We start from the raw sequence: 11,041 nt of genomic DNA, 5'->3' as shown, positions 1-11,041 counted from the left end.
AGACAATTCTTGCTCCGTTTTTAATAATTTTCGTAAAGTAAATTCATTTTCTTTTTTAAGCACCTTTAAAATAGATTGTCCGATGGCTTCTTCTTGAGAAGTATTCAACATTTCCATTGCCATTTCATTAATGATCACAATTTTTCCTCTGCGATCCGTCGCAATAACCCCATCTGTCATATGTGTTAAAACACTATTTAGTCTTCTTCTTTCTGCTTCAGTCGATTCTTGCGCTTCCTCAACTTTAATAGACAGGTCATTGATTGCCAGTGACAATTGCCCTAACTCATCTTCTCCATAAATTTTTACTTGACCAGAATAATTTCCTCCTGCCATTTGAATGGCTTGATGGGTCATTTCTGTAATGGGTTTTGTAATAGCACGTGAAATAAATAAGGCTAATAGGATTGTCAGACCAACGGCTAACAGTGAAGCATTTAAAAAGATGACTGTAATTTCTTCTATCTGCTGATAAACACTCTCAATATTGGTTTTTAGTGAAATAACGCCTAATACTTCATTAGATCCATCATTCGCTATAATTGGAGAAACCAACTTCCAGATGCGGTCGTTGGTTGTTTTGTCGGTATATTGATTTGTGATTTTACTGCTCAATAGTAAGGCTTGGTGAACATCACGGTCATTAGAATTTCCGCCGACAATCGATTGATTTGTACTGTCGCTTGTTCCTAAAATATGGTGTTGAGGATTAATGACTTGAGCTTCCAACACACCATTACCTGAAAAGTCTGCTAAGAGTCTGCTGATTTCTTCAGTTAAGTTCTGATCTTCGTCATTTTCCAATAAAGGCTGCAGCGTATTATCCAAAAAGCCAACTTGAAGACGTCGTTCTTCTTGGAAATTATCAACCAATTGGGTTTCTAACTGACGGATAAAATACGCCCCAATTAATTCAAGTGCAACCAATAATAAAATAATAAAAACAAATACGATTTTAAAATCAATAGATTGAAAAAAACCGATTTTTTTCTTCATAAACAATTACTCCTGTTCAGGATTTCTTAGATAATACCCCACGCCTCGTCTAGTGACCAGCCACGCCGGGTGACTTGGGCTATCTTCAATCTTTTCTCTTAATCTTCTGACAGTGACATCAACTGTCCGAACATCCCCAAAATAATCATATCCCCAAACTGTTTGCAACAAGTGTTCTCTCGTCATCACTTGTCCTAAATGTCTAGCCAGATAATGCAACAATTCAAATTCACGGTGTGTCAATTCGATTGTTTCACCTCTTTTAGATACAATATAAGCATCCGGGTGTACGGTTAACGCACCTATCTCAATATCATTTGTTTCTTCTTCTTCAACCACTGCTGGTCTTGCGTTGCCATGGCGCCGTAAATTCGCTTTTACCCGTGCCACTAATTCGCGATTTGAAAAAGGCTTTGTTACATAGTCATCTGCACCTAATTCTAAACCAAGAACTTTATCAATTTCTGAATCCTTCGCTGTCACCATAATGATCGGCATATCATGTGTTTTTCTTATTTCCCGACACACTTCTAATCCGTCAATTTTAGGCAGCATTAAATCCAATACAATTAAATCTGGTTCAACTTCTTCAACTTTTTCTAAGGCTTCTTCACCATCATAAGCGGTATAAACGTCATACCCTTCTTTTGTTAAATTAAATTTCACAATATCTGAAATTGGTTTTTCGTCGTCCACTACTAGTATCTTTTTCAATGTAAACCCTCCTTGGAGTTTCAAACTTTCAGACAAGAGGACACAATCATTCCACTTTATCCTTCATTATACCTAACCGTTGAAAAAAGTGCAAAAAAATTAGAATATCGCTTTCTTGCTCTCGTTAACAGATTAAGAAAATAAACCTGAAAAAACATTTTTCAGGTTTCTGCTTCTATCTTCTTTATTTTTCTATCGATTTAAAAACTGTTAAAGCCAATGTTTTTCCAGCTACCGCATGTTCTTCTTTGTTTAATTCATAATGGTAAAGATCGCTGCTGCCGTTTATCACGACTACAGAAATGGTTAATTTACAACCGCGGCTAATTAAATAATCACTGTCCATTTGAACTAACGGCTCTCCTTGTTTTACTAGCATGCCTCTTCTTAAAGAGCTTGTAAAGCCTTCTCCTCTTAAAGTAACTGTATCTAATCCAACATGGACCAATACTTCTATCCCTTCTTCTGTCAGAATACCATATGCATGCAGTGTATCGGCTACCTGAAATAACTGCCCAGTGACAGGGGCAAGCACAATTTCTGAAGTCGGCTCCATAGCAAAGCCGTCTCCCATCATTTTTTCAGAGAAAACGGGATCCGCTACGTCCTCGATTGCTATGATTTCTCCATCTGTAACAGAGAATAATTCTATTTTTATTTCCTTTTTTTTATTCATTTGGTCTGCATGGGCACCCAATTTAACCATCCTCTCAGTTCTCCTCGTTTATCTTTTTTAATAAAACGTCCTTTTCGTTCAGTTATCCTTTATTGTAACGGATAAATTCCATTTTGACTACAAGTTCAAAAAAACAGTTTTTCTAATTTTAGTAAGGAGAATCCGATTACATATTGTTTGGTTATTCATACATTTAGTGGTATTCTAAAGACAATAAAGAGTGTTTTACTATAGAAAGGGGCGTGAAACTATATGTCAGGTGGCATCATTGCAATAATCATTGCTGTTTTAGCCTTGATAGCATTGATTGTATTTGGAATAATGATCGGTAAAAAAGTTTCTAGCTTAATGAAAGAAATTGACAACACTTCAAAGACGGTTCAAAATAAACTAGATTTTTTCACTAAAGAAGCAGATGCGATCAAGCTTAAAATAGACCAGATGACGCAAAAAGTAAATGGCATGACAGCGGCAATGAACGGTAAGACGCAAAATTTTGAGTATTTATCTGAGTCAACAGCTGATTTCCAAAATGCTCTTGATGAATTGAAACAAGCTGTAATGGATTTGTTTACTCAATTCTTTAGTTTTTCACATAAAAAATCGAGTTCAGAAGCGTCAACTTTTACTGTTCTAAAGAAAACCATTCAAAAGCTAGCACAGAAACAAAAAGCAGTTTGATTTAGTTGATTGGATACAAATAAAAAACAGTTTCATTAAAGGAGATTACTACTATGTCAAAAAATAATTTTATGTGTACATTGCTTGTTGGAGCAGCTTCCGCCGCTACAGCATTACTATTAGCTCCAAAGTCAGGCAGAGAATTACGTGAAGATCTTAAAGATGAAGCTCTTTCCTTAAAAAAACAAGCAATGGATAAAGTCAGCAACTATACGGATGAAATAAAAGAAACTTATCGTGAAGTCGAAGAAGAAGTTAATTACACAAATCCTGATTTAGCAGAAACTATTGATAATATTGAATCCGATTTAAATACGAAACAGGCAACAACTGATAACGATGATGTCATTCTTCATTCTAGTCAAGTTCAAACTTCTATGCCTTCTGAAACAGGTGAAGAATATCCGCCGCTTGAAGATTTAGAATCACCAGACGATTTAAAAATCCAAGATAAACGCGGACAACTGTAATAATAAAATTTAGCTGGGTTCGAATTTTTAAGAACACCCTCTTACGTACGGAGCGTTAATCCATACGTAAGAGGGTGTTCTTTTAAACTTATTCTTTATCATTCAAAAAGTTATTGTTCAACCTCAACTTTAACAACACTCATTCCCGGAATCTGTGGTGGAATAGACATGGTAACAGGAAAATTTCCCAATAAGAACACATCAACTTGAGCATTTCCTTTGATTTCTTCGAGTGTCAGTGATTTCTCAGTTTGTTTATCAATCAAAGGAGTATCTTCACTCACTGACAAAATAACTTCATCATATGTTGGCAAATCAGCAACTGAAGCATCTGGAACAAAATTTTTAATAAAAATCCGCTGATTTTCTTTCGCTTCCGTTTCTTTTACAACACCATGGTATAACACTGTATCTTTCTCCTTTTCTGATACATATTCTGATACTGATTCGCTAGTTGAAGAAAAACTCGCACTGTCTTTTGGAGGTTCCGATAAGCTGTTTGAAGAGCAGCCTACCAAAAAAAATCCAGCTAATACGATTAAAATAGGTAAGTTTTTCATTTTTTCTCCCTTTCTTTATTATTGGATTGGAAGATCTCTTAGCTTTATTCCTTATCGTCTTTCAACCATACCGAAATTGAACCAGGACTCACTAAAAATCGTCCTATTCCCTGGTCATCAACAGTAACTGTTTCTTCATTATTCCCTAGATAGTCGTTAAAGCTTTGACCTGCGTATTTTTCACCGACATACATTTCTTTATATCCAGCTTCTCCATTAGATATTACAACGGCACACCCATCTGGATAAGCTTCATTCCCTAAACGTGTCCAGCCAATACAATTAGGGTGATCTAAGTAATCCTTTTGTTCTCCATAGGCATAGTGAGTCCGAACATAAAGCAGCGAATCGATCATCTCTTTTTGCGGTTCTATCGGATTTTCTCCTTTGATGCCATAATAATCACCATAAAATACACAAGGATACCCTTTTTCTCGTAATAAAATGGCACCATAAGCCATTGGTTTGAACCAAGGCTCAACATAAGACTCTAAGGATTGTCCAGGTTGTGAATCATGGTTATCTACAAAGGTTACCGCGTAAGAAGCATTCTTTTTCATTAAAGTAGCATTAAACAATTGACACAAGTCATACTCATCTCCTGATTTTGATGCTTGTTCTAGATTCGTATGCAACCCCACATCAACTAAGCCTAAATTAAAATTTTGATCTTCTAGGTATCCTTCAACTTCACTGTAAGTAGCATCCCAATATTCTCCTACTACAAAAAATTGTTCTCCAAACGCTTCACGCATTGTTTGGATCAAATCATAGATAAAGTCCTCGTTAATATGTTTGACAGCATCTAAACGAAATCCGTCGACTCCTGTCTCATTGACAAACCACTCTGCCCATTTTTTGGTTTCTTCAACTACTTCTGGATGAGCATAGTCAATATCGGCATACATTAAGTAGTCGTAGTTGCCATGTTCATTATTCACCTTGTCGTCTTCTGCCCAACCTTTATTTTCTCCTTCAATTCGATAAATCGCTTTTTTTCCATTCTCTTGATTGTAATCAATCCCTGAAAAATGCACCCATGACCATTGGAATGGCGAATATACTCCATTTCTTCCAGGAAAAGTAAACTTTGTCCATCCTTCGATTTCATAGGGATCACTAATAGGTTGATTTCGGTTCTCAGGATCAACTTCTCTAGCCATAAAGCGCTCTGTTTCATCGGCACCAGCTTTATGATTCAATACAATATCCGCATAGACTTGTATGTCGTATTTGTGCAATTCGTCTATCGCAGCTTTCAACTCTTCTTTCGTTCCATATTTGGTTCGTACGGTGCCTTTTTGGTCAAATTCTCCCAAATCATAAACATCATAAATCCCATATCCGACATCATTTGAGCCGGTTCCTTTAAAACAAGGCGGAATCCAAACGCCAGTTATGCCAATTTCTTTTAAATGTTTTGCATCTGCTTTTAAGCGTTGCCAATGTTTCCCATCATCTTCTATATGCCATTCAAAATACTGCATCATTACACCGTTTTCAGTCATCACGCTCTTCCTCTCTAATCTTTCAAATAGTTAGAACTGTCTTTTTAATTAAGAATACGGCTTGAAGTCTTTTTTGGCAATTTTTAAGGTATATTCTATCAAATATTTTCCTATCTCTGCTATTTTATACGTTAAGTCGTATTACTCGACACATCTGTAAAAAACTTTATAGTAGAACATATACAAAAGGAGGGAAAAAATCATGAAAACATTAGACAGTATTGCTCTAGGCCTATTAATTATCGGTGGATTAAATTGGTTATTGATTGGTTTATTTGAATTTGATCTTGTTGCTACTATTTTTGGCGGACAAACAGCTATTCTTTCTAAAATCATCTACGTTATTGTTGGACTATGCGCTCTCTATGCTTTAAAGTTTTTCCCATTGATTTCAAATGCAGGACGCAGAGAAAGATAATGTACTTTTTTAAAAATGAGCTGCCAAACTGTTTTACTGGCAGCTTTTTCTATGCTGCTGATTAAACACCAATTGACTAGCAATAAAAAATGTACAAATAAAGGCGTCCATGACTGGCTTTATTTGTACATTTATTTGATTTTTCTCTCTTTAATTTAGCTTAATGGCTCATCTGTTACCGAGTGACTGCGCAATTCCTTGGCATCATCTACGATAATCAAAATTTTCCCATCCTCTAATTCGCTTTTATAATCCAAGTCGCTCGCTACATCGTCTGAAACACCATACTCAGCTAATGGATTTGCTGCTGGATTGCCTTTTTCATAACGATTAACGGTAAACGTCTCTTTAATTTTTTCCCAAATCGATTCATCGTCGTGATCTTCTTTAGTGGCATCAGCTGTCGAAACTTTAGCAGCTTTTAAATCTTTTAATTCTGGATTTTTATCTTGTCCTGTCACAACAGTGATTTCATTTGCAGTATATCCTTCAGTTTTAAGCTGATTGATTGCATTGAGTGTTTCTTGTGCGTTGGTATAAATACCTTTTATCATTTTACTCACTTTCATCACTCCCGTTTTTCAATTTTTTCTTTTACACTATTTATGGTATCGCTTTTATAAAAGGAATACAACTAATACGCTTACTTCATGGGTTGTTTGAATGGACTTTCAATTCTAGAGCTAATTACAATAATGAATTGTACGATTTATAGATGTATAGAATGTCCTAACCTTTAGAAATCGCTAATAAATCATCTCCTCATCACGCTTGCTGAGAAATCTCTTTTGTACCTGTTAAATTTGTGAGATACTACTAAGCGTGACTGAAAATGGAGGGAACAACATGATTTATATTAAAGAAGCAATTTTACATATTTTTGATTTGAACAGCAATGTACCAATTTTTTCTTTTGCTGGATTAGACCTTACAGAGAAATTTACAATGGATTATCTTCATGCCATGATTGAGAAAGTAGAAGATTCGGACAATATGAAAACCGGAATATTAACCGCAGATAACCCTTTAAACCAGACTTTTTCTGCTATTCAAGAAGATTTTATTGAAACTACAAAGGTCCTGACCGAAAAATTCTTTTCCATTACAAAAATCAATCCAGAAATACCGGCAGCTGATTTATTATTTGTCTTCTTTACTTTGGATGAAGTACCTTGTCTAGGCCTTTTTAAATTAAATTATTCTGACAGCATAACTCATTATGTTTCATATGAAGAGGATACATTAACGAACCAATTGATTATGAATCGTTCCATCTTACCGAGCGCTCGTCAAGCGATTCAAGAAGGAATGGTACTGAATTTAACCAATATGGAATACCATGTGATCGAGAAAAAACACCTGATTGATGAATTAGCAGAGAAAGTTTATTACTTTACAGAATTATTTTTAGAAGATAAGCCTCAGCCAAGCCTCAAAGAGAACATCTCCATCATAAAAAAAGCTGTCCAAAAAACAAGTAAAGCTTTCAATGATGAAGAATTCCAAGTATTGGCCGATACGAAAGAAGCGCTTGTTCATAGTATGACAAAAGAAAACGTCATTGATAACCAAGTGATTGCGGAGACGCTTTATGGCGATAATTATGCAAAAAAAGAAAAGTTTTTTGAAGAAGTAAAAGAATTAGGGTATGTAGATCGCGCTCCTGCTGAAGTAGCCGTAGCTGGACCAAAATATTCGAAGCAAAAATTCCGCTTAGATAACGGAATAGAAATCAGTATCCCGCTAGAACTTTATAAAGATCCCGAGGTTGTTGAATTTATTAATAACCCAGACGGAACTACTTCAGTTATGATTAAAAATATTGAAAAAATAAAAAACTTATTTTAATAAACTATGCGAAATAAGTCCATAGGAGATTAAAATAGAAAAATCGTACCTTAATGAGTAGTCTATATTCATTAAGGATACGATTTATTTTATTTTTAAGAGATAAGCTTTTTCTGCTAGAGATCAATACCCAAAGCGGAAAAAAATTTTAAAGGCACCTACTTGATCTCTTTTGATTAAATAGTTTTATCAAAACAGAAAGAGTCTTTTGAATACCCATTTTCCGCATAAAATTCATGTGCTTTTTTACGTTGAACTCCGCTGTTTAAAATTAAACTACGAACACCGATTTTATTGGCATATTCTTCAAGATATAGGAGTAATTTTTTTCCAATTCCTTGTCTTTGATATTTTTCTTTTACAGCTAAACCAGTGATATGAATGAACCCATTTTCTAATCCGACAGCTAGTGAATTAACAGATGTAATAAATCCGACCACTTGATTTCCATCTATTGCCACAAAAGTTTGATAACGTTTATCCATAGCCATTTCCTCGTAGTACTCTTCAATATTTTTACTATTAACCATCGTATTGCCTATTTCAATATTCCATAAATCCAATATATCAAGGTAATCTTTTTTTTCTATCGTACGAATTGTCAATTCCACTCTTTCCACCCCTTTCATTATCTAACCAAATTATATGTAATAAAGAACGATCTGTATATGCCAGAAATGGTGAAAATAAGTTTATTAATTTTTTTGTAACTGGGAAGATTACATGGGATTGGAGAGCGAATTCTCATTCATAAAAAATACTACAAACTGCTTTAGCGATTAAAATAAATTAATTTTTAAAAGTACTGAGATTATACTTACTGATGTATAATATAGAAAAAGAATCAGCATCCCACAGTTTAATTCTACTGTAAGTTGTGTATGGCATAAATAAATATGAGTAACATCTCTAGTACACAAAAACTAAAGAATTCATTTATTAAAAAATAACTTGAGGGTGGTCGTCAAGATGGAAATAAATCACGAAGAGACACTCAATGCACTTTATAATCTTATCCTCAATCCAGCGACTCGGGAATGGGAACGATCATTATTACAGTCAACCAAAGATGCCTTAGAAGAGGATACAAATTTTGAGGGGCAACTTTCAAAGCTTGAAGCTGATTTGCGTCCACTTGCATTAAGGGATAATTTAACGCCTGATGTGACGGATTTTTATAACAGCTTAACCGGTAATCCTGCTGCCAACGTTAAATTTGATTTTACGAAACATTCCCTCGGTGACTTGGCTTATCAAGATTCTGCAATATTCGCAGGAGGCTGTTTCTGGTGTATGGTAGAGCCTTTTGAAACCCTTCATGGGATTGTTTCCGTATTATCTGGATACACCGGAGGACACATCGATCATCCCACTTATGAGCAAGTGAGCGGCCGCCACACTGGACATGTAGAAGCGGTTGAGATTATTTTTGATACAAGAATTATACAGTATGAAGATTTAATCGAGCTTTATTGGCAGTTAACGGACCCCACTGATGAGCTTGGCCAGTTTCAAGATCGGGGGAGTCAATACCGTCCCATTATTTTTGTTCGAAATGAACAACAACGACAGATTGCTGAAAAGTCAAAACAACAGTTAATGCAATCTGGTAAATACAAGCACCCTATTGAAACCACCATTGAGCCAGCAACCGTATTTTGGCCAGCTGAGAACTACCATCAGCAATTTTATAAGAAAAATCGTAAGAGATACAAAAGAATCGAACGAGCACGTCAACGCTATTTAGCTTATCAACAGTTACAAGGTAAAATCCGTACTAAACTCAACCGGTCTACAAAACATTCTTAATTAAATGTAAATTGGTTAGGTATGTTCATTCAATTTATTTGCAAAAAACGCGGCTGCTCAATTGAAAAGCACCTGCGTTTTTATTTTAATTCAAGACTTGTTCTTGTACATACTCGCGATATAAGCCATGATTCTCTAATAATTCTTGATGGGTCCCTTGTCCTGTGACTTGACCATTTTCGATAAAATAAATCTGATCAGCGCCCACAATTGTGGACAGACGATGTGCGATCACTAACGTTGTCCGACCAGTCATCAATTGATCCAAAGCACGCTGCACCTTTTCTTCTGATTGAGAATCCAAGCTTGCAGTTGCTTCATCCAGCATTAAAATTTTGGGATCTCTTAAAAATGCACGAGCAATTGCAATCCGTTGTTTTTGACCACCAGACAATTTTACTCCACGTTCGCCAATTTCTGTATCTAGTCCTTCTGGAAAGTCTCGAACAAAATGATCAGCGTAGGCTAGTTCTAACCCTTTCCACAAATCATCTTCTGTCAATTCTTTATCTAATCCATATACTAGATTATCTCGAATCGAACCAGCAAATACTGCACTATCTTGGGAAACATATCCAATTTGTCGCCGCCAATCAGCAATCTTAATGGTCTCTAAGTCTGTTTCATCAATCGAAATCTTTCCAGATGTTTGTTTATGGAAACGTTCTAGAATAGAGAAGATCGTCGATTTACCACCTCCGCTTGGTCCAGCAAAAGCAATCACTGTATTGGGATCTGCTCTAAAGGAAATCTCTTTCAAAACAGGTCGATCTTCTTCGTAACCAAATGTGATATTCTCCGCAATAAGCGTTTGTCCTTCAACATCATGAACAGTTCCTTCATGTATTTTTTCCATTGGTGTTTGAAAAATCCCATCAATCCGTTCCGTTGCTCCCATGGCCTTTTGCACTTGAGAAAAGAAAGTAGCGAAAGTTGTGACAGGAGCAACAATATTAAAGAGGTACAAGAGAAACGCTACTAGTGAACCGCTTGTTAAGGTACCTGCTTGCACACGAATTGCTCCATATCCCAAAATTCCGACAAACATCCCTAACATCATAGTCATCATAATCGGTTGCAAAATCGCTTCAACTCGAGCATCTTTAATACTAATTTTGTAAATGTCATGAATAAAGGAATTGCCTCTTTCTTCTTCAAAATTTTCACCATTGCTTGCTTTTATCAAACGAATTTCACCGACTTTTTCAGTAATTTCGCCACTAAATTTTGCGGTAGCTGCTTGTAATTGCCGCCCTAACTTCATCATAATTCGTCCAATTGGCAATATTACTAACGCTACTATTGGGACTAATAAAAACATAATGGAGGCCATTTTCCAATCCATAAAAAAGAGAATGACT

13 protein-coding genes are annotated in these 11,041 nt (G+C 35.6%); 5 read left to right on the top strand and 8 right to left on the bottom strand.

The features are described 5' to 3' along the window. From RT405_RS04970 to RT405_RS04960, 3 genes are all read right to left on the bottom strand, one after another. Positions 1-996, bottom strand: a 996-nt coding sequence (locus RT405_RS04970) for a HAMP domain-containing protein (RefSeq protein ID WP_313468078.1), incomplete at its 3' end; no start/stop codon positions are given. Between the two features lie 6 nt (positions 997-1,002). Then, positions 1,003-1,710 (bottom strand): response regulator YycF, encoded by a 708-nt coding sequence (yycF, locus tag RT405_RS04965; protein ID WP_313468077.1) that lies wholly within the window; start codon positions 1,708-1,710, stop codon positions 1,003-1,005. Between the two features lie 184 nt (positions 1,711-1,894). Continuing rightward, positions 1,895-2,416 (bottom strand): PTS glucose transporter subunit IIA, encoded by a 522-nt coding sequence (locus RT405_RS04960; RefSeq protein ID WP_313468075.1) that lies wholly within the window; start codon positions 2,414-2,416, stop codon positions 1,895-1,897. Positions 2,417-2,638: 222 nt separating this feature from the next. Between RT405_RS04960 and RT405_RS04955 the strand changes: the two genes are divergently transcribed. Then, on the top strand, positions 2,639-3,067 hold the full coding sequence (locus tag RT405_RS04955) for a DUF948 domain-containing protein (protein ID WP_313468073.1): 429 nt from the start codon (positions 2,639-2,641) through the stop codon (positions 3,065-3,067). Positions 3,068-3,120: 53 nt separating this feature from the next. Next, positions 3,121-3,537, top strand: a complete 417-nt coding sequence (locus RT405_RS04950) for a YtxH domain-containing protein (protein ID WP_313468071.1) — start codon at positions 3,121-3,123, stop codon at positions 3,535-3,537. A gap of 110 nt (positions 3,538-3,647) precedes the next feature. On the opposite strand, the gene RT405_RS04945 is transcribed toward RT405_RS04950, so the two are convergent. Next, on the bottom strand, positions 3,648-4,097 hold the full coding sequence (locus RT405_RS04945) for a hypothetical protein (protein ID WP_313468069.1): 450 nt from the start codon (positions 4,095-4,097) through the stop codon (positions 3,648-3,650). A 44-nt stretch (positions 4,098-4,141) separates the two neighbouring features. Then, positions 4,142-5,605 carry an alpha-amylase gene (locus tag RT405_RS04940; RefSeq protein ID WP_313468067.1) on the bottom strand — a complete coding sequence of 488 codons (1,464 nt, stop codon included), beginning with the start codon at positions 5,603-5,605 and terminating at the stop codon, positions 4,142-4,144. Between the two features lie 202 nt (positions 5,606-5,807). Here RT405_RS04940 and RT405_RS04935 point away from each other — a divergent pair, with 202 nt between their 5' ends. Next, complete coding sequence (locus RT405_RS04935) at positions 5,808-6,023, top strand: DUF378 domain-containing protein (RefSeq protein WP_313468065.1); 216 nt, start codon at positions 5,808-5,810, stop codon at positions 6,021-6,023. Positions 6,024-6,178: 155 nt separating this feature from the next. Here RT405_RS04935 and RT405_RS04930 read toward each other — a convergent pair whose 3' ends face one another. Beyond that, positions 6,179-6,577: a general stress protein gene (locus RT405_RS04930; RefSeq protein WP_313468084.1), complete on the bottom strand. Its 399-nt coding sequence runs from the start codon at positions 6,575-6,577 to the stop codon at positions 6,179-6,181. A gap of 292 nt (positions 6,578-6,869) precedes the next feature. Between RT405_RS04930 and RT405_RS04925 the strand changes: the two genes are divergently transcribed. Next, positions 6,870-7,871 carry a nucleoid-associated protein gene (locus tag RT405_RS04925; RefSeq protein WP_313468063.1) on the top strand — a complete coding sequence of 334 codons (1,002 nt, stop codon included), beginning with the start codon at positions 6,870-6,872 and terminating at the stop codon, positions 7,869-7,871. 176 nt (positions 7,872-8,047) lie between these two features. On the opposite strand, the gene RT405_RS04920 is transcribed toward RT405_RS04925, so the two are convergent. Continuing rightward, positions 8,048-8,482 (bottom strand): GNAT family N-acetyltransferase, encoded by a 435-nt coding sequence (locus RT405_RS04920; RefSeq protein WP_313468061.1) that lies wholly within the window; start codon positions 8,480-8,482, stop codon positions 8,048-8,050. 358 nt (positions 8,483-8,840) lie between these two features. Here RT405_RS04920 and msrA point away from each other — a divergent pair, with 358 nt between their 5' ends. Next, positions 8,841-9,680: a peptide-methionine (S)-S-oxide reductase MsrA gene (gene msrA, locus RT405_RS04915; protein ID WP_313468059.1), complete on the top strand. Its 840-nt coding sequence runs from the start codon at positions 8,841-8,843 to the stop codon at positions 9,678-9,680. A gap of 85 nt (positions 9,681-9,765) precedes the next feature. On the opposite strand, the gene RT405_RS04910 is transcribed toward msrA, so the two are convergent. Beyond that, the coding region (locus RT405_RS04910) for an ABC transporter ATP-binding protein (RefSeq protein WP_313468057.1) at positions 9,766-11,041 on the bottom strand (1,276 nt) is incomplete at its 5' end.

This window comes from Carnobacterium sp. (assembly GCF_032094055.1).
Classification (GTDB): domain Bacteria; phylum Bacillota; class Bacilli; order Lactobacillales; family Carnobacteriaceae; genus Carnobacterium_A.
This window is presented reverse-complemented; position numbering and strand designations above follow the sequence as displayed.

What these genes read in the sequence shown, in the direction of transcription:
- RT405_RS04950 (WP_313468071.1), top strand. Translation starts at nt 3,121, where the DNA reads ATGTCAAAAAATAATTTTATGTGTACATTGCTTGTTGGAGCAGCTTCC.
- RT405_RS04935 (WP_313468065.1), top strand. Translation starts at nt 5,808, where the DNA reads ATGAAAACATTAGACAGTATTGCTCTAGGCCTATTAATTATCGGTGGA.
- RT405_RS04925 (WP_313468063.1), top strand. Translation starts at nt 6,870, where the DNA reads ATGATTTATATTAAAGAAGCAATTTTACATATTTTTGATTTGAACAGC.
- RT405_RS04960 (WP_313468075.1), bottom strand. Translation starts at nt 2,416, where the DNA reads ATGGTTAAATTGGGTGCCCATGCAGACCAAATGAATAAAAAAAAGGAA.
- RT405_RS04930 (WP_313468084.1), bottom strand. Translation starts at nt 6,577, where the DNA reads ATGATAAAAGGTATTTATACCAACGCACAAGAAACACTCAATGCAATC.
- msrA (WP_313468059.1), top strand. Translation starts at nt 8,841, where the DNA reads ATGGAAATAAATCACGAAGAGACACTCAATGCACTTTATAATCTTATC.
- RT405_RS04940 (WP_313468067.1), bottom strand. Translation starts at nt 5,605, where the DNA reads ATGACTGAAAACGGTGTAATGATGCAGTATTTTGAATGGCATATAGAA.
- RT405_RS04955 (WP_313468073.1), top strand. Translation starts at nt 2,639, where the DNA reads ATGTCAGGTGGCATCATTGCAATAATCATTGCTGTTTTAGCCTTGATA.
- RT405_RS04945 (WP_313468069.1), bottom strand. Translation starts at nt 4,097, where the DNA reads ATGAAAAACTTACCTATTTTAATCGTATTAGCTGGATTTTTTTTGGTA.